This window comes from Porphyrobacter sp. YT40 (assembly GCF_006542605.1).
In the GTDB taxonomy this organism is placed as follows: Bacteria; Pseudomonadota; Alphaproteobacteria; order Sphingomonadales; family Sphingomonadaceae; genus Erythrobacter.
In genome coordinates this window covers 2,597,574-2,614,182 of the sequence record NZ_CP041222.1, presented here as the reverse complement: position 1 = coordinate 2,614,182, position 16,609 = coordinate 2,597,574, and the positions used below count along the sequence as shown (strand labels likewise).

Below are 16,609 nucleotides of genomic sequence, written 5' to 3'. Positions count from 1 at the left end.
CCCCATGTCCCAAGTTCACGCGTCGCTCGAAGCTCGCGCCAGGAAGATCGTCGAGGCACTGGGCGGTACCTGGTCGCGTTCGCGCGGCATGTGCTGCTGTCCGGCCCATGCGGATCGCACCCCCTCGCTCAGCATCACGCTCGGTAAGCGTGCGATCCTTGTTCACTGCTTCGCCGGTTGCGCCAACGAGGCGGTCATCGCGGGCATGGCCAAGCTGGGCGTGCGAATCTCGGACCTGTTCGACGGTCCAGCCGGCGAACACGCATCGGAGCCACGCAAGGAAGTTGCGAACCGCAACGCCCTGAGACTCTGGCGCGAGGCCTCGATCCTCGCGGGGAGCCCGGCCGCCCGCTACCTTTCGGCAAGAGGGATCACGATCGCATCATCCGACCTGCGCTTCCATCCGCGTATGCCGCTGGGGCCAAAAGGCGCGGTGCGGTTTTTGCCGGCTCTGGTGGCAGCGGTTCGCAACGATGCGGGCATATTGGCTCTGCACCGAACCTTCCTCGATACCGATAGGCACAGTCTCGCCGCATTCGCGCAGCCCAAGCGCGCGCTAGGCAGCCCCGGCTCGGGTGCCGTGCGCCTGGCTTACCCGCACGGTGGCCGCCTCGGCCTTGCCGAGGGGAACGAGTCCGCGCTCTCGGCGATGCAGCTGTTCGGTATTCCCTGCTGGGCCACGCTTGGCAATGAGCGGTTCGGCCTGGTCACGATCCCGGAATCGGTGCGCGAGTTGCATCTGTTCGTCGACAACGACGCCGGCGGTCGCCACGCCGAGGAGCGCGCCAGCGAAGCCTATGCTTGCGAAGGCCGGCGGATTGTCACCCGGCGGCCCGAACGACCTGATGAGGACTGGAACGACGTGCTGATGCGCCGGGTCCGAGCGGCCGCTTGAGTTTCTGAGAGAGGAAAGAGGGCTTGGGGCCTGTTGAGGCCTCCGGACGGACCCCCGAACGGACATGGCCTCGTCAGGAGGTTTTCCATGTCCCATGCTTCTCCCGCTTTCGCGTTTTCCGAAGCCGAAGAACCGCTGGCGCTCGCCGCGGCCAGAGCGCTTGCCGCCCGGCTCGGCGCCGATGAGCCGATCTCACGCCCTGCGCTGAACGCCGTGATGGCCGACTGTTTCGGCGGCAGTGATGCCGAGGGGCGCTGGTCGGTGCGCGATGCCAATGCCGCGCTCGAACTGGCGCAGGTGCTGTTCGTGGCGGAAGCAGCCGAGCTCACCTGCGCAATGTCGCCCGATCTTGCCGATCGGGTTTTCACGCGCCTCGAAGCGCTGGTGCCGACCCAGACCAACCGCAGCGACGAGCAGATCGAGTGGCAGCAGTTTGCAACGCCGCCGCGTCTCGCCTGGCTCGCTGCCCGGGCCTGCGCGATTTCTGCCGGAGAACTGGTGCTCGAACCCTCGGCGGGCATGGGGATGCTTGGCGTCTGGGCGGCAAAGGCCGGCGGGCGTCTCGCGCTCAACGAGATCTCGCCGCTGCGCCGCGAATGCCTCAGCCTGTTGTTTCCAGATGCGGCCGTGACGGGGTGCGATGGCGAACTGATCGACGAACTGCTCGCGCCCGACGTGGGTCCGAGCGTGGTGCTGATGAACCCGCCCTATTCGCACGGGATCGAGCGCGGTCACGATGGGCGCACCGGGGCGCGGCATTTGCGCTCAGCCTGGAAGCGGCTGCTCCCCGGAGGTCGCCTCGTTGCGGTCATGCCCGAATGGTTCGACTTGCCGCGCTTCGTTGCCGGGATCGCCGGTCCGGTGGCGCTCCGGCTCAACGCCGCGATCGAGCGAGGCTTCGTCAAGCAGGGCACCTCGATCACCACCCGGCTGCTGGTGCTCGACAAGGCCGATGGTGGCGACAGTCCGATCATCGCCAAGCCTGTGAACTTTGCGGAACTTTGCTTTCTGCTCGATATGTTGCCAACTCGGGCGGAGCGGACGGCCGAACCGATCATCGCAGCGAGACCGGCCTTGCCGCTGCGCCTCGCCGCTTCAGCGAGGAAGCCGGTTCCGCTTGCGGTTCGGCCCGTCGTGGCCGCGCCATCGATCCTGCCGCTCGTCTACCAGCCGCTCGACGCGCCCGCGCCGATCGCCGAGCAGGTCGGGCACTATCTCCCCTACCGGCCGAGCCGGATCGCGATTGAAGGCGCGCATCCGCACCCGACCCCGCTTGTCGAATCCGTCGCCATGGGATCGATCACCGCACCGGTGCCCGAGGCAGTGCCGCAACTCCCTTCCGACCTCATCGCCAAAGGCATCCTCTCGGCCGCCCAGGCCGAGACCCTGATCTATGCCGCGAGCGCTCATGCCCGTGATCTCTCCGGACGCTTCGAGCCCGAGGACAAGGGCTGTACCTTGAAAGCGAGCGCCGAAGGCAAAGCCTACCGCATGGGCTACTTTCTGGGCGACGGGACCGGGGCTGGGAAAGGCCGTCAGGTCGCCTCGGTCATCCTAGATCGCTGGGTGAGGGGCGAGCGCCGCCACATCTGGATTTCGAAGAACGAAGCCCTGCTCGAAGATGCGCGCCGCGACTGGACGGCGCTCGGTGGTCTGCCGATTGACGTCCAGCCGCTCGGGCAATGGAAGCTCGGGGGGGCGGTCGGGATGCGCGAGGGAATCCTGTTCGTCACCTATCCGACGCTGCGATCCGGTCGCAGCGATGCGACCCGGCTCGAGCAGATCCTCGAATGGGCGGGCGACGACTTCGACGGGGTGATCGTCTTCGACGAGGCTCACGCCATGGCCAACGCCGCGGGCGGCGAGGGATCGCGCGGCAAGGTCAAGGGCTCTGAGCAGGGGATCGCCGGGGTGCGCCTCCAGAACCTGCTGCCGCGCGCCCGCGTGCTCTACGCTTCGGCAACCGGTGCCTCGGACGTCAACAACCTCGCCTATGCGACCCGGCTTGGCCTGTGGGGACCGGAAACCGCCTTTGCCAACCGCGAGACATTTGTGGCCGACATCCGCGATGGAGGGATCGCGGCGATGGAGCTGGTCGCGCGCGATTTGAAGTCCCTCGGACTCTACACCGCGCGGGCACTATCGTTCGCCGGGGTCGAATACGAGATCCTCGAGCATTGCCTCACCGCCGATCAGATCGCGGTCTACGATGCCTATGCGCAAGGCTGGGCCATCATCCATGCCAACCTGCGCGATGCCCTCGAAGAAACCCGGATTATCGATGCCGACAGCGGCGACACGCTGAACTCGGGGGCCAAGGCAGCTGCGCTTTCGGTGTTCGAAGGAACCAAGCAGCGCTTCTTCGCGCAGTTGCTGCTCTCGATGAAGTTGCCGAGCCTGCTTCCAGCGATCGACAGCGCGCTCGCCGAGGGCAACGCCGTGGTAGTGCAGCTCGTCTCGACCGCCGAGGCGATGCTCGATCGTCGGCTTGCCGATCTTTCCGATGCCGAACGCGAAGCGCTCGAGATCGATCTCAGCCCCCGCGAATATGTGATCGACTACCTCACCAAAAGCTTCCCGGTGCGGCTGATGGCTGTTTTCACCGACGAGAACGGCAATCCGCGTTCCGAGCCGATGAACGACGAGAACGGTGCACCGGTGCTGTGCCGCTCGGCGCTCGCCGCGCGCGACCGGATGATCGAGCAGCTCTGCGCCTTGCCGCCGATCGCTACCGCGCTCGACGCGATCATCGAGCGGTTCGGGGTCGACCAGGTCGCCGAGGTTACCGGGCGTACCCGCCGCCTGATCGTCGGGCGCGACGGGCGTCAGCAACTCCAGTCACGCAGCCCCCGCGCCAATGTCGCCGAGACCCAAGCGTTCATGGACGGAATCAAGCAGGTCCTGGTCTTCTCCGATGCCGGCGGCACCGGACGCAGCTACCACGCCGACCTCGCCGCGAAGAACCAGGCTCGGCGGGTTCATTTCCTGCTCGAGCCGGGCTGGCGGGCCGATGCCGCGATCCAGGGGCTCGGCCGGACCAACCGCACCAATCAGGCCTCGGCGCCGCTGTTCCGTCCCGTCACCACCGATGTGCGGGGCGAACGCCGGTTTATCTCGACCATCGCCCGGCGGCTCGACAGCCTCGGTGCGCTCACCCGCGGCCAACGCCAGACCGGTGGACAGAACCTGTTCGATCCCGCCGACAATCTCGAAAGCGCCTATGCCAAGGAAGCGCTCCACCGCTGGTTCGGCCTGCTGTTCATCGGCAAGCTCGAAGCCGTGACCCTCGCGCGGTTCGAGGAACTGACCGGACTCAGGATCGAAGGCTCCGACGGCTCGATGGTCGATGATCTCCCTTCGATCCAGCGCTGGCTCAACCGCATCCTCGCGCTACCGATCGGCTTGCAGAATGGCATTTTCGATGAGTTCCTCGGCCTCGTCGAAGCACGGATCGATGCCGCGCGGCAGGCGGGTACGCTCGATCTCGGGGTCGAGACCATCGCAGTCGAGCATTTCGATATGCTCTCCGACACGCTGTTGCGCACCGATGCGCTTTCGGGTGCGACGACGCACCTCCTCGAACTTGAGATCGCCCGCGCGCTGAAGCCGTTGCGCCTTGAACGGCTTGAGGAGCTTTACGGCTTTTCGGGCGAGCGCCAGCAGTTTCTGCGCAATGCCCGTTCAGGCCGGATCGGGCTGCTTGTCCCGGCGCGCAGCCTGCTCGCTGATGACGGAACCCGGGTTGCCCGCTTCGAACTGGTCCAGCCCTTGAAACATGGCCATCTCACCGCCGAGCAGCTTGAGGAGAGCAACTGGGAGCCGGTCGATCCCGCCGAGTTCCACCGCCTCTGGCAGGTCGAGGTCGACGAGGCGGCCGCGAGCCACAAGCGCGAACGCCTGCATCTCGCGACCGGCCTGCTGCTGCCGGTGTGGGACAAGCTCCCGTCCGATTATGTTCGGGTGAGCCGGATTTCGGCGCGCGACGGGCGCTCGCTGCTCGGCCGCGAGGTGCCGCTCCACTGCGTTCCCGAACTCTGCCAGGCGCTTGGTCTTGAGAACGAACACGCGTTCTCGGCCGAGCAGATCGTCGATACCGTGCTCGCGGCAGGACGGCCGATGCAGGTCAAGGGCCGCGAGGCGCTCACGCTCAAGCGCAGCCTGGTCAACGGGGCGCAGCGACTCGAGCTCGCCGGTTGGTCTGCGGCGCGGCTCGACTGGTACAAGGCGCAAGGGTGCTTTACCGAGATCATCCGCTATCAGACGCGGTTGTTCGTGCCGACGGCAAGTGCCGCTGTGGTTCTGGCTCGGCTTGCCGAGCGAACGAAGCAAGTATTGCCAAATGGCAGCATATATGCCATATAGTGCCATATGGAGATTTGATATGTTGGCTTTGCAACCCGTTGATACCGTGCCCCAGGCGTTCCGGCCCGATCCTGTCACCCAGGAGGAGGCGGCCGCGATGTTCCGCGCGGTACTGAACCTGTTCGGAAAATGGGACCTCACCGATGAGCAAGCCGCGACTTTGCTCGATATGCCGGTGCGTTCCTATCGGCGCTGGAAGGCCGAAGGGCCGGGCCGAGTCTCACGCGACGGCGCGGCGCGGCTCTCGAACCTGATGGGGATTCACAAAGCGCTGCGGATCATCTTTTCCGAAGCCCAGCGAGGCTTCGCTTGGATCAAGGCCGACAATGCGGCCTTCGCCGGATCGAGCGCGCTCGACGTCATGCTTGGCGGTGAACTTACCGACATCATGCGTGTGCGCCGCTATCTCGATGCGACACGCGGTGGCTGGTGACCGACGCCGATATTCCCGTCAGCCATGTTGAGTGGAAGGGCGCGGTCAGAATCATCCGCAGCGCCTTTCCGCCGATCGACGTGTTCGAGGATCTCGCCGACCCCGCCGACTGGCCCCTGCTGATTTCGGCCGAGCAGAAGACCAATCCCCGGATCATGGCGACGATCGGCAATCTCGATCTTGTGCCGGTCGAACGCCGGGTTGGTGGAAACGGCGCATCCTATCTGATGGCGCCGTTTACCCATGTCAGCACGGACCGGCCAAGCCGCTTCACCGATGGCAGCTACGGCGTCCTTTATGTGGGACGGGTCTTCGAGACGGCGCTGTTCGAAACGATCCATCACCATGCCCGATTCATGGCCCGGACGGCTGAAGCGCCCGGTTGGACTTCGCAGTTTCGCGAGATCGTCCTGTCGGTGGGCGCCGATCTTCACGATCTCAGGGGTGGCGATGCCACTGACCATCCTGCCCTCGATTCCGATAGCTACACGGGCTCGCAAGGCATCGCGATCACGCTCAAGGCTGCCGGTTCCAATGGCGTAGTCTATCCGAGCATTCGGCATCCTGGCGGTGAATGCGCCGGGTTATTCTACCCCGATTGCGCTTCCGAGCCCATCCAGGGACGCCACCTTGACTACCATTGGGACGGCACCCGCGTCGATCTGGTGCGAGACGCAGGAACCGGGACGGTTTTTCGGGTGGTGAGTCTGGCCGGATGAATCAAATGAGCCGACAAACTATAGCGGCTATACTCGTTAGCGTTGCTACAGCTAATGTGAGCGAGAGGGACAGGGGCATTTTGTCGCGCCAGAACGTAAATTGCTTCTGCTCGTCAATCCATTCAATCTGGTGCTGCCAGAAGAACTTGTAGTGGGCATACCAGTCGCTGAAGAGGATTTGTTTGGACTGGTTGGAGCCGAACACCTCCGATTGGAGGTCGTCTAGGCGCTCGCGGTAGACCGCAAGGTCATCGTCCTCACCCGTCGCCTGCACGTCGCGGTAGAGGTCGCGCAGCCGATAGAACAGGGCCGTGAGCCGCTCCCCCTCCTCGCAATAGGCAACCTTGTTGTGATCGTAGTGCGTGACGTAGAGGCTCGCGATCCCGAGTACGACAAGGGTCGCGGCAATCCACTTGCTATTCAGTGGTTCGTAGATGAGCGCGAAGACGCCCACGGCGAGCGAGAGGAAGCCGATGAGGCCGGGAGCCTTCTGCACAACGTCGTGCGTGGCAAAATTCTTCTTCGCCCCGAAACCGACGTTGTAGCCGGTCTCAGCAATGCTCCTGAGCAGCCCCTCCCTATTCATCCTCGTCCTCTTGATTCGCGCTGATAGGGACGTGGATGCGGTCGGTCGCCACGACTACATCGTTAATGAGGGCATAGCACTCAACAACGTGGTCGCCCTTGAATTTCGTATGCTCCACGTTCCTCTTGTATCCCTCGTCGGCGACTATCTGGCCCCGGATGCAGTCACGGTTGATAGCCTCCTGCCCCCGATTGAGCACTTTCCAGAACAGACCGTAGGAGCCGGGGATGTCCGTCTCGACTACGGAGAAGGTGAGCTTCTTACGCGGCATTAACAGGGTGCGATTGCTCAGCATCTCCCGCAGGGAAGCGGGGCGAAATCCGTTCTGTTCGACCTGGCAGTCGATACGGATGTTGTTACGAATGTCGATGGTGGCGAATACATCCTCGGGGAACTCCTCCGTCATGCGGACAGCATGGCCCGCGCGGTCGGTCAGCGCCGCCTTCTCCACCTTCTCGGCAGCGGGGAACAGCCGTCCGTATACCGCGCGCCACTTGTCGTTCTGGTTGTCCTTGCCCTCGGCCTCGATTGCCTTAAGGCAAAGCTCGTGGGCCTTCTTCGCCTTGCGCTGGAAATTCTTTTTCACCTTCACCCGCTGGCCGCTCCCCAGCGCAGCAAAGTAGTCCTGCTTGGGCAAGTCCTTGAGATAGGCGAAGAAATCGCGGCTCATCCAGTCATAATAAAGATAGCTCTTGTCGTCATACTCGCTGGTTGATTTTAGGAAGTTGTGCGCAAGGGTGTCGATCAGGAGGCCGCCGATCCCCACTCCGTGCTTGTTCTTCCAAGCCCGCGCCATCTTGCAGAGCCGCCGGAGGTTGTTGTTCTTCTCCGCCACAAATTCCGACATAGCCTGTATCTCGTCACGGGGCTTGGTGATCTTCCAAGACCCGCCGTTGTAGGTGTCGGGATATTTGAAGCTGCCGTCATCCTGCTCGAATACGGGCTGAGCCTCCACGGTAAAATTGGAATAGACGGCCTGAACAACAAGCCGATCCACCCTGACGGTCGTCTTGGGGTAGCGCGCGCGGATGGCGGCGGCGGCGTCGGACAACAGCTTGGACTGGCCGCCGTCTTTGTAGTTATCCCACTCACCCTTCGGCATGATGTAGAGCATGTCGAGGTCCGAGATACCCTTAATGGCGGTGTGTCGCCCATAGGAGCCGACTTGCAGTGTGTTCGCGGTCTTGGATTCAGTGTCGCGGAAATTTTTGTTGAGCGCGCAGGTGATCTCCCCGTACCGATCCGAGATCGTCTGGGCATTATCGACTGCAAGATTGCTGAGAAACTGCTTGAACGTGTCCGCGATACTCAAGCTGACTACCCCCGGTTGAGATCCCCTGAACAACATGTAGATCAAATCGGGAACATTTCAATGGTTCCGCACAAGTCACCCCCAACAAATGTCAAGCGGCCAGCTAAACGGGCGCAGTTCATCGAGTTACGGCATGAAGGCATCTCTAAGCCCGCCTGCAGGCACAAGAGAGGGGAGGGGGCTGGCTTCTGATTGAGCCATTGAGTGTCGATGGTCGACGTCTCGGGCTCACAGTCAGGAGTATGTCCCATGATAAAATCGCTCCCGCTGAACAAGTTGGTTCAGTCACCCCGCAATGTGCGTCGTCACGGTGATCCAGCCGCCGATGCCGAATTAAAGGCGAGCATCGCTGCCCACGGGCTGTTGCAGAATCTCATCGTCCGTCCTGCATCACGCGGCAAGTTCGAGGTCGAAGCCGGCGAGCGACGCCGCCGCGCCATGCTCGCCCTGGCCGATGACAAGATCCTGCCCAAGGATCACGAGGTGACTTGCTTGGTGCTCGAAGACAGCGCCGACACTGCAGTCGAGACCAGCCTCGCCGAAAACTTCCATCGTTTGGCCATGAATCCTGCTGACGAAGCGCAGGCCTTCGCTGCCCTGATCGACGCTGGCACATCGACTGACCAGGTTGCGCGCCGGTTCGGGCTGACTGTCCGCTTCGTCGAGGGCCGCTTGCGTCTCGCGACGCTTGCTCCGGTCGTGTTCGAGGCGCTGGCCTCGGGCGAAATCACACTGGACCTCGCCAAAGCGTTCGGCGCCACGTCTGACCAGGAAATCCAGGCCCGCGTCTTCGAACAGGTCTCCTCGGCCTATTATGCGCCGAGCGCAGACAGCATCCGGCGAATGGTGCTTTCCGGCACGGTCCGGGGCAGCGATCCCCGGGCCCGGCTCGTTGGACGCGACGCCTACATCGCCGGCGGCGGCCGGATCGAGCGCGAATTGTTCGACGATGACGACAGCGAGTCCTGGGTCGATGTCGCGCTTCTCGAGAACCTCGCTGCTGCGGAGATGGAGAAACGAGCGAAGGCGCTCGCAGTCGAACAGGGCCTTGCCTGGGTCAAGCCAACACTCGATCCCTACGCGAGCCACGATCTCGTCGAGGGCCTTGTTCGACTTCCCGCAGAGCCTGCCCCGCTGACGGAAGCAGAACTGGCAAGGCTTGATGAGCTCGATGCCTCTTATGACGAGCATGCGGCCATTCTCGAAGATGAAGACAGCGCCGAGGAAGCTGTCGCTGCGGCCGAGGCGACGATCGAGGCGATCGAGCGCGAATGCCAGGATATCAGAGCAAAGCCGCCGGAACTCGCGCCCGAACTCAAGGCTGAAGCCGGAATGATCCTGGTGCTGTCGCGGGATGGCACGCCGGTGCTCCAGCCGGTCTTCTACGGTGAGCGCGAAGCTCACGTCGATGATGACGACGATGCCGTCGAAGTCGTCCCGGGTGATGGCAGCGAGGGCAAGCGTCGCGCGGCGCTATCGAAGCGCCTGGTCGACGAGCTTGCCATGCAGCGGCGCGACATTCTCGCGCTCCACGTTGCGTCGGATCCCGGACTTGCGCTCGACATCATGGTCTTCACGCTCGCCGATGCCGATACCCACGACTGGCGATCGCGTGCTGCAACGACGCTTCGCGGCAGCGTTCCTGCAGGACCAATTATCGGGTTCGAGGCGAAGGATGCACCGGCCAGTGCGTCACTCGCTGACCTGCGGTCCGGCCTCGATGAGACCTGGCGATCTGGCGAGGACGCCTCGACGCGCTTCGAGATGTTCCGGGCGCTTTCCGATGAAAGCCGTGCAGCCTGGCTCGGCTTTGTCGTCGCGCGCACGCTCGAAGCGAGTCTCAATATGGTGGGCGAACGTCACATCGCGTTCCAGGATCATCTCGGCAGCCTCATCGGCATCGACTTGGCGCAATGGTGGCGGCCGACCGCGGCGAACTACTTCGACCGGGTCTCGAAGCAGGTGATCCTCGATGCGCTCACTGACGTTGGCGGCCTGGAGCTCTCCTCGCGCTTCGCATCGGTCAAGAAGGGGGATCTCGCGATGAGCGCCGAGCGCGTCTTCGCAGGCACATACATCACCGAGGTCGAAGTGCGCGAACGGGCACTTGCCTGGGTGCCCGAAGTCATGCGCTTCGCTGGTCAGTCGGCAAGCGACGCCGGGGACGAACCGCAGGATTCGGACGCGGATTGCGTTGCCAATGACGACCATCAGCCCCCGAGCGAGGTGGCCGCCTGACCTCCTCCTGACAGGTAAGGCCAATCGCCAACGAGAAGCGGTCCTTCGGCTCATGCCGGAGGGCCGCTTCCTTTCTGGGAAGAGAGCGGAGGGGGCTCCGGGATCTCCGGCACTGACCGACGAGCCTGTCGGCAGGCCGCATCAGGAGATCCAACATGGCCTATCGCAAGGGACAAAGCGGCGGATTGTCGCCCGCTACCCGTATCACCCAGGAAATCATCGCTCGTCTCGAAGCCGGGACCAAGCCGTGGATCAAGCCGTGGCGCGGCGTGCCGGTATCGCGGCCGTTGCGGGCTTGCGGCGTTCCATACCGCGGCATGAATGTGTTCTGGCTCTGGATGGTCGCCGACATGTGCGGCTACGGCTCACCGTTCTGGATGACCTACAACCAGGCAAAGGAGCTTGGGGCGCAGGTGCGCAAGGGCGAAAAGTCGACCATCGCCATCTTCTACAAGAGCTACACCAAGGAGGTCGAAGCCCCCGACACCGGGGAAAGGGCCGACGAACATCGCCGCGTGCTGAAGGCCTATCCGGTCTTCAACGCCGATCAGGTCGATGGTCTTCCCGAACGGTTCCATCCCGCCGCAACGCTGGAGGTTGTAGAGCCGGAAGGCCGCCAGGCCGAACTCGACACTTTCTTCGCGAGCATTCCGGCAGTGCTGCGTCACCAGGGCGATGAAGCCTATTATGAGCCGGTGGCCGATCGCGTGACGATGCCGCCCGCGCATCTCTTCTCCGGGTTCGATCACTATTATGCGACCCTTGCGCACGAGCTGTCGCATTGGACCGGCCACGCCAGCCGCCTGGACCGCGATCTCAAGAACCGTTTCGGCTCGGCCGCCTATGCCGCCGAGGAGCTCGTCGCCGAGCTATCGAGCGCCATGATCGGGGCCGAGCTTGGTCTTCCGGTTGCCCATCTCGATAGCCACGCGAGCTACATCGAGCACTGGCTCACGCTCCTTAAACAAGATGATCGCGCCATCCTCACCGCCGCCGCCAAAGCCGAGGAAGCTTCAAGCCTTCTGCTCAAGCTCGGTGGGCGGATCACTGCCGATGACAGCGACGAAGCGTCTCGCGACGCCGCGCTTGCCGCCTGAAGGAGGATGTCATGGGCCGATCGGTCAGCTATCCCAGCGGGGCAATCGTCGCATTCACGGTGCTCAATGTCGAGAACGATGACGACTGGGAATTCGAATATGAGTGGCTTCGCGAGGACCTGCGCGAGCGGGCAGGCAAAGCCTTTCCTTCCTTGGTCGCACACGACGGCTGGCGAGGCCGTGAGGACCGCGTTCTCATGCGCAATGCCTATGCCGATTTCGGAGTGTCCGTATACGGTGGCCTCGTCGCGGTGTGGATCGCCGAACGAGACGATGGCGCCTATTGGGACGCCGATTGGCGCACGGCCAGGTCTCCCCGGGCGCAGCGCTGGCTGTCCCAGATCGCCGCCCGCTTCGACGCCCTGTTCGGCGATTATGATTGCCTCGGGCACATGTCGAACGGTGAGGGCGTCTATGCAAAGCGGGTAAGCTGAGCGCGAAAGTCGCAGGTCGTGCTGAGCTCGCTGGCTTTGTCCCTTCTGGCGAACCTGTCTCGACGCCCATGGCCTGTAGCCATGCGAGAGAGGCCCTGGGCCAGCCGTCAGTCTCCGCAACCCGGCTTGCGCAGGCCCGTGTTGGCCCGGCCCTTTGGGCCATGGGCCTGCCCGCGCCAGCCTGCCCAAGCGGGTTTCCCCTGTCGGGTGCGGATCCTGCCTCAAGCTGGCCCTGACGGGCTCTCGCCGGCGCAGCCATGAGCGGGTGCGTCAGCCTCACGCCAGTCAGGAGGACAACACCCATGCACGCATCATTTACCGACCAACTCGCCGGGCTCGATCTTTCCGGCTTCTCGATCGGACCTGCCCCCGTTTCCACCAACGATTTCCCGGTTCGCGAAGCTGTCGTCCAGACCCTTGAAGCGATCTGGTCCGATCTTTTTGCCATGGTTTCCGGGACTGCGCTCGAGGCCGACGCCGAGGACCTCGGCTGGGCCTTCGTCAACATCTTCCACCGTTCCGCGACCCGCAAATCGGCTACCGTGGACCGCGCAACCGACGAAGTCCGCGCGCTCATTGCCACAGCCGATGGATCCGAGATTCACACGCACGAACTCGAGACCCAGGTCGAGCGTGCGCAATGCGCCGAAGGGGCCATGCTCGCCCTTGAGGAAATGCGCGAAGTGGCGGCCACTCTCTATCTCAACGAATTCGGCTCGTCCTGGAAACCCGTATCGAGTTCGCGCTTCAATCACAGCGTTATGCTCACTTCCGCGCTCGTCGAAGGCCGTGACTTCGTCCGTGCCCGTTCCGAAGCCAAACGCCGCGCCGCAATGCCCGAAGGCACGCCTGTTATCTTTGCCGGTGGCCGCACGCGCCATCCCAGCGAGCAGGACGCACTCACATTTGCCAACAATGTCTGGGCGACCCTGGACAAGGTGCATGACCGGGTTCCCGACATGGTTCTCGTCCACGGTGGCGATACCAAGGGCGTCGACCGCCTGGCATCGTCGTGGGCCGAACGGCGCAGCGTCCCGCAAATCAGCTTCTCACTCGACATGCGGCTCGGAGCCCGTGCCGGCTTTAAGCGCAACGAGCGGATGCTCTCGCTCGACCCGCGCTATGTCGTTGCCTTCCCTGGCAATGGCGTCCTCGAACGCCTGGTGATCGAGGCCAAGGCCCGGCGGATCACGGTCGTCGATCGCCGCGGTCCGCTCGGCACCAGCCCCAAGGCGCATCTCCCTTCGCCCGGTTGATGGCCGATCGGCCTTTGCGCCAGCGCCGGATTGGCGCTGGCGTTGCCGGGACAGAGGAGAGGCGTGCGCCTGCGTGGATGGAGGCAGGCGGATGGTCCGTCCGACCCCATCACTGGAGGAACTTCCCATGGTCGATATGTCCCAGGCGCTGGCTGATTTCGAGCGGGCCCGCGCCGAAAGCCGTGTGCGCGTCACCACCAAAATCGATCGGCTGAAGCACGCCGTGCTCGCGCCTTTGCGCGAGCTTGGCATTACCTCGGTCGAAATCGCCTTCGACGGCTACGGCGACAGTGGCGCAGTCGAACGCATCTTCTCTTATGATGCCGAAAACCAGGAATCCGAACTCCCCGAGGAGGCGGTGGTTTTGCTTGAAGGCGACGGTACGGCCCGAGAAACATCACTGCGCAGCGCGCTCGAAGAGCTCACCTATGCCGCGCTCGAACTCCACCATCCCGGCTGGGAAAACAATGACGGTGCGGGCGGCGCACTCGAAATCGACGTGGCGCAGGGCAGTTTCATGCTCGACTGCAAGCTTCGCTACACCGCCTACGATGACCATTACGACGAGCTGTGAGGAGGAGGCGATGGCGCATTGCTATTTTCACGCCCTCTCTTCGGTCCGGAAATGGGGCGGAGTGGTCGAGGACTATCTCCCGCTCCATCAATGGTTCGACCAGTCAAAGGCGATCCTGGCGGATCCCCGGCATCGCGCGCTGCGGCACCATGCCGAGGGTATATTCATGCTCGAAACGCTGTTCGGTGCGGCCATCGTCAATGCCGATGGGCGACCCGTTCCGGTGCGCCTTGTGGGCGAGCAGCACGTCCGCGAGGACCTGGGCTCGATCCCCTCCTTTGCCGATTGGGCACGCCTCATTACGCCGCAGGCCTGGATGCTGCGAGGGCACCGTCTGGACGAGGCCGTTGCGGCGGCGAAAGACCATGCTGCTCCTGGCGCTGCGCTGTCGGCCGGGGGCTTGCCAGCAGCGGGCGGGGCGGTCCGTCTCGAAATCTGAGGCTGACCCCCTGGTGGATTCGCTGGAGCAGTGCGACCCGGCCGATCGGAACACGAACGAGGGCAGGGCACATCTGCTCAAGGCATCGGGCGCAACCCGGCTTCCATGCAAACCTGTCCCTGAAGCAACCCCCGTCGAGACGCGCAACCCGGATCGGGTCCGGCCGAGTTGCCGGGCTACGCCCGGCTGCCCGCACCACCCGAACCAGTTCCGGGTTCCCCTCCGGTGCGCTTCGCCGTGGGCCGCTTCTGCTCGGGTTTGCAGCCGGGATGGACCCGGATGCTCGATCAGGAGAAGACCCATGACCAATCTCGTTATCCTCGTCGGCCGCATCGCTCGCGACCCCGAAACCCGCACCACGCAAGGTGGAACCAGCATCACCTCGATCTCGGTCGTCACCGACCGGCCCGCCCGCAAGGACGGCAAGACCTACAAGGACGAAAACGGCTACACCGCCAAGGAAAGCGAATTCCACCGCGTCACCTGCTTCAACGGCCTCGGCGAGAACGTCGCCAAGTACTGCACCAAGGGCCAGCTCGTGACGGTCGAAGGGCGCATCCACTACACGCAGTGGGAAGATCAGAGCGGCACCAAGCGCTACGGCTGCGAGATCATCGCCGACAAGGTGGACTTCCTCACCAAGGGTCGCACATCGAGCAACGACGGTGCGCCCGACATCGACGAGGACTGAGCGACCGTCCCCTATGAAAAGGCCCCGGTGGCACGCGCCGTCGGGGCCTTTTCTTTTGCTTCCCGGCGTGGGCGGCGGGGCGGGGCATCGAGCCCGCGCCCACCGCCAGAGAGTGTTCAGGCGGGGGAGAGCCGCTTGAGAGCGTCCTCGATCCCGATTGCGAGCGATGCGCGGATAAGCTGCTTAAGCTCTGCCGGTTCGATCGTCTCGGCGCCGCATTCGACGAGAACCTTGCCCAATTCGCCGGCCGCTTCGTCGCGGAGCCTGGCTTCCTGGGCATCGAGTTCGTCGCGCTGCTCGCGCAGCTTTTTGAGCGCGTTTCGTGCGCTCGGTTTGGACCTGGCCATGTGATGTTCCTTTCGCTGGCCGTTGGTCCCCTCCGCAAGCGATAATGGCAGCTCACCCGCATGTAGGAAAACGGTTTTTGGCGCGAATGGCGGCGCTTCCACCAAGCGTTGGAGAGGTCTCTCTCGCAGAAAGACCAAGTGTGATGCGGGCTTTGGGGCCGCGTCAAGGACGATGGGGCCCCACCATTTTTGCCGGGCAAGCCCGGAAAAAATCGTTTCCCCCATCGCCGCTTCGCGGCCGCGTTCCGCGGTCCCTGACCCGGCCCGTCACCCGCCTCTCGCAGCTCCTGATGCGACGCATCGAACATCAGGAGGAAAGATCATGTACGCTTCATCGAATATCGCGCAGGGCACGTTCCAGGCAGACCAGGCGGCATTCGTTGCCGCGCTCGACAAGGCGCACGCCAGGTCCTTTCACAGCTACTTCACGCAATTTGTTCTGACCGACGATGAGGCTGGCTATATCGCGGTCGACGAGGGCGATTACGGGGCGCTGCCCAAGGCCATGTTGGACAGGGTCATCGACACCGTGCCGGGTAAGCTCAACGATGAGTTCTGAAACCGCCGTAAGGAGGAAGTCCGTTCAGGGCTTCCTCCTTTCTTTTTGCTCGGCTCCCGATTCTTGGTGACCCGGATGATGCTGGTCGAGCGCGCCAAACGGCGTCAGTCGTCGACGCTTGGGGCGTCGAACTCCTCAAGGCGGTCGGGCATGTCGAGCACCTTCATGGCCGCTGCGGAAATCGCCTCCGCTTTCGTCGGGAAGGCCTCTGCCGAGCTGATCGAAACGCCGTTCGAATAGGTCACCGTCGCCTGGAAACCGTTGCCCTTGCGCGTCGCGCTCAGCGTCACGTTCGTCATCGCCATGCTCCCGGATGGGGGTGCCCACGATGCTCTTATGCCCGGGGCGTTCACGCTTGGCCTATAGCAGAAACCGCGCTCCAGCGGCACTGTCCTTGCTCCACCAGATGGGAACTTCAAGACCGCCGATCCTGTTCAGGGCAAGGCACTGGAACCCACCTTTGAAGCTGGGGACAGGGGAGCACACCGTACGCGACAAATCGCATTCGGAGGGAGGTTAAAAGGCACGGAAAATCAGTTAGTTGAGGGTATTCTTGCGAAATGGCAGCTTCTCAATCAGAAATGAATGGGCCTGCATCTGCCAATCATATTCGAATGAACAGGGCTCGAAACGGCGCAATTCCGCGCTCCACTATGTTCTTGACATG

General features: G+C 63.5%; 16 protein-coding genes. 12 read left to right on the top strand and 4 right to left on the bottom strand.

What is annotated here, in order from left to right; translation table 11 throughout:
• Window positions 1-4 precede the first annotated feature (4 nt).
• The 4 genes from E2E27_RS12200 (at window position 5) to E2E27_RS12185 (ending at window position 6,409) form a co-directional block, all read left to right on the top strand.
• Window positions 5-895 (top strand): DUF7146 domain-containing protein, encoded by an 891-nt coding sequence (locus E2E27_RS12200; protein WP_141459513.1) that lies wholly within the window; start codon window positions 5-7, stop codon window positions 893-895.
• An 87-nt stretch (window positions 896-982) separates the two neighbouring features.
• Entirely contained in the window at window positions 983-5,257 is a 4,275-nt protein-coding gene (locus tag E2E27_RS12195) for a bifunctional class I SAM-dependent methyltransferase/DEAD/DEAH box helicase (protein WP_141459511.1), read from the top strand.
• A 19-nt stretch (window positions 5,258-5,276) separates the two neighbouring features.
• A complete protein-coding gene (locus E2E27_RS12190) occupies window positions 5,277-5,690 on the top strand; it encodes an MbcA/ParS/Xre antitoxin family protein (protein WP_066704270.1) in 414 nt (137 codons plus the stop codon).
• Window positions 5,687-6,409, top strand: coding sequence for an RES family NAD+ phosphorylase (locus E2E27_RS12185; protein ID WP_419681864.1), 723 nt, complete (start codon window positions 5,687-5,689; stop codon window positions 6,407-6,409). Before E2E27_RS12190 ends, E2E27_RS12185 begins: the two co-directional genes overlap by 4 nt.
• Before the next feature lies 1 nt (window position 6,410).
• Here the strand turns inward: E2E27_RS12185 and E2E27_RS12180 are convergent, their stop codons facing one another.
• Both E2E27_RS12180 and E2E27_RS12175 read right to left on the bottom strand, forming a co-directional pair.
• Window positions 6,411-6,995, bottom strand: a complete 585-nt coding sequence (locus E2E27_RS12180; RefSeq protein WP_066704264.1) for an SLATT domain-containing protein — start codon at window positions 6,993-6,995, stop codon at window positions 6,411-6,413.
• The gene (locus E2E27_RS12175; protein ID WP_141459507.1) at window positions 6,988-8,307 is read right to left on the bottom strand and encodes an SMODS domain-containing nucleotidyltransferase; all 1,320 of its coding nucleotides are present in this window, start codon (window positions 8,305-8,307) and stop codon (window positions 6,988-6,990) included. The genes E2E27_RS12180 and E2E27_RS12175 overlap by 8 nt, the downstream gene beginning before the upstream one ends.
• A 249-nt stretch (window positions 8,308-8,556) precedes the next feature.
• On the opposite strand from E2E27_RS12175, the gene E2E27_RS12170 reads away from it, so the two are divergent.
• From E2E27_RS12170 to E2E27_RS12140, 7 genes are all read left to right on the top strand, one after another.
• Window positions 8,557-10,545, top strand: a complete 1,989-nt coding sequence (locus E2E27_RS12170) for a ParB/RepB/Spo0J family partition protein (protein WP_141459505.1) — start codon at window positions 8,557-8,559, stop codon at window positions 10,543-10,545.
• A gap of 155 nt (window positions 10,546-10,700) precedes the next feature.
• Window positions 10,701-11,642: an ArdC family protein gene (locus E2E27_RS12165; RefSeq protein WP_141459503.1), complete on the top strand. Its 942-nt coding sequence runs from the start codon at window positions 10,701-10,703 to the stop codon at window positions 11,640-11,642.
• 11 nt (window positions 11,643-11,653) lie between these two features.
• Window positions 11,654-12,076 (top strand): hypothetical protein, encoded by a 423-nt coding sequence (locus E2E27_RS12160; RefSeq protein ID WP_066703946.1) that lies wholly within the window; start codon window positions 11,654-11,656, stop codon window positions 12,074-12,076.
• 302 nt (window positions 12,077-12,378) lie between these two features.
• Window positions 12,379-13,332: a DUF2493 domain-containing protein gene (locus E2E27_RS12155; protein ID WP_141461853.1), complete on the top strand. Its 954-nt coding sequence runs from the start codon at window positions 12,379-12,381 to the stop codon at window positions 13,330-13,332.
• A 127-nt stretch (window positions 13,333-13,459) separates the two neighbouring features.
• Entirely contained in the window at window positions 13,460-13,906 is a 447-nt protein-coding gene (locus tag E2E27_RS12150) for a DUF6878 family protein (RefSeq protein ID WP_141459501.1), read from the top strand.
• 10 nt (window positions 13,907-13,916) lie between these two features.
• Complete coding sequence (locus E2E27_RS12145; RefSeq protein ID WP_141461851.1) at window positions 13,917-14,345, top strand: DUF6915 family protein; 429 nt, start codon at window positions 13,917-13,919, stop codon at window positions 14,343-14,345.
• 301 nt (window positions 14,346-14,646) lie between these two features.
• Window positions 14,647-15,036, top strand: coding sequence for a single-stranded DNA-binding protein (locus tag E2E27_RS12140; RefSeq protein ID WP_066703960.1), 390 nt, complete (start codon window positions 14,647-14,649; stop codon window positions 15,034-15,036).
• A 116-nt stretch (window positions 15,037-15,152) separates the two neighbouring features.
• On the opposite strand, the gene E2E27_RS18755 is transcribed toward E2E27_RS12140, so the two are convergent.
• Window positions 15,153-15,383 (bottom strand): DUF6437 family protein, encoded by a 231-nt coding sequence (locus E2E27_RS18755; RefSeq protein WP_181443665.1) that lies wholly within the window; start codon window positions 15,381-15,383, stop codon window positions 15,153-15,155.
• Window positions 15,384-15,705: 322 nt separating this feature from the next.
• Here E2E27_RS18755 and E2E27_RS12130 point away from each other — a divergent pair, with 322 nt between their 5' ends.
• Window positions 15,706-15,942: a hypothetical protein gene (locus E2E27_RS12130; protein ID WP_066703963.1), complete on the top strand. Its 237-nt coding sequence runs from the start codon at window positions 15,706-15,708 to the stop codon at window positions 15,940-15,942.
• A gap of 104 nt (window positions 15,943-16,046) precedes the next feature.
• Here the strand turns inward: E2E27_RS12130 and E2E27_RS12125 are convergent, their stop codons facing one another.
• Window positions 16,047-16,241 (bottom strand): dsRNA-binding motif domain-containing protein, encoded by a 195-nt coding sequence (locus tag E2E27_RS12125; RefSeq protein ID WP_066703980.1) that lies wholly within the window; start codon window positions 16,239-16,241, stop codon window positions 16,047-16,049.
• Between the last annotated feature and the right edge of the window lie 368 nt (window positions 16,242-16,609).

Coding starts and splice junctions, on each gene's coding strand:
- E2E27_RS12200 (WP_141459513.1), top strand. CDS start 5: ATGTCCCAAGTTCACGCGTCGCTCGAAGCTCGCGCCAGGAAGATCGTC.
- E2E27_RS12195 (WP_141459511.1), top strand. CDS start 983: ATGTCCCATGCTTCTCCCGCTTTCGCGTTTTCCGAAGCCGAAGAACCG.
- E2E27_RS12190 (WP_066704270.1), top strand. CDS start 5,277: ATGTTGGCTTTGCAACCCGTTGATACCGTGCCCCAGGCGTTCCGGCCC.
- E2E27_RS12180 (WP_066704264.1), bottom strand. CDS start 6,995: ATGAATAGGGAGGGGCTGCTCAGGAGCATTGCTGAGACCGGCTACAAC.
- E2E27_RS12170 (WP_141459505.1), top strand. CDS start 8,557: ATGATAAAATCGCTCCCGCTGAACAAGTTGGTTCAGTCACCCCGCAAT.
- E2E27_RS12165 (WP_141459503.1), top strand. CDS start 10,701: ATGGCCTATCGCAAGGGACAAAGCGGCGGATTGTCGCCCGCTACCCGT.
- E2E27_RS12160 (WP_066703946.1), top strand. CDS start 11,654: ATGGGCCGATCGGTCAGCTATCCCAGCGGGGCAATCGTCGCATTCACG.
- E2E27_RS12155 (WP_141461853.1), top strand. CDS start 12,379: ATGCACGCATCATTTACCGACCAACTCGCCGGGCTCGATCTTTCCGGC.
- E2E27_RS12150 (WP_141459501.1), top strand. CDS start 13,460: ATGGTCGATATGTCCCAGGCGCTGGCTGATTTCGAGCGGGCCCGCGCC.
- E2E27_RS12145 (WP_141461851.1), top strand. CDS start 13,917: ATGGCGCATTGCTATTTTCACGCCCTCTCTTCGGTCCGGAAATGGGGC.
- E2E27_RS12140 (WP_066703960.1), top strand. CDS start 14,647: ATGACCAATCTCGTTATCCTCGTCGGCCGCATCGCTCGCGACCCCGAA.
- E2E27_RS18755 (WP_181443665.1), bottom strand. CDS start 15,383: ATGGCCAGGTCCAAACCGAGCGCACGAAACGCGCTCAAAAAGCTGCGC.
- E2E27_RS12130 (WP_066703963.1), top strand. CDS start 15,706: ATGTACGCTTCATCGAATATCGCGCAGGGCACGTTCCAGGCAGACCAG.
- E2E27_RS12125 (WP_066703980.1), bottom strand. CDS start 16,241: ATGACGAACGTGACGCTGAGCGCGACGCGCAAGGGCAACGGTTTCCAG.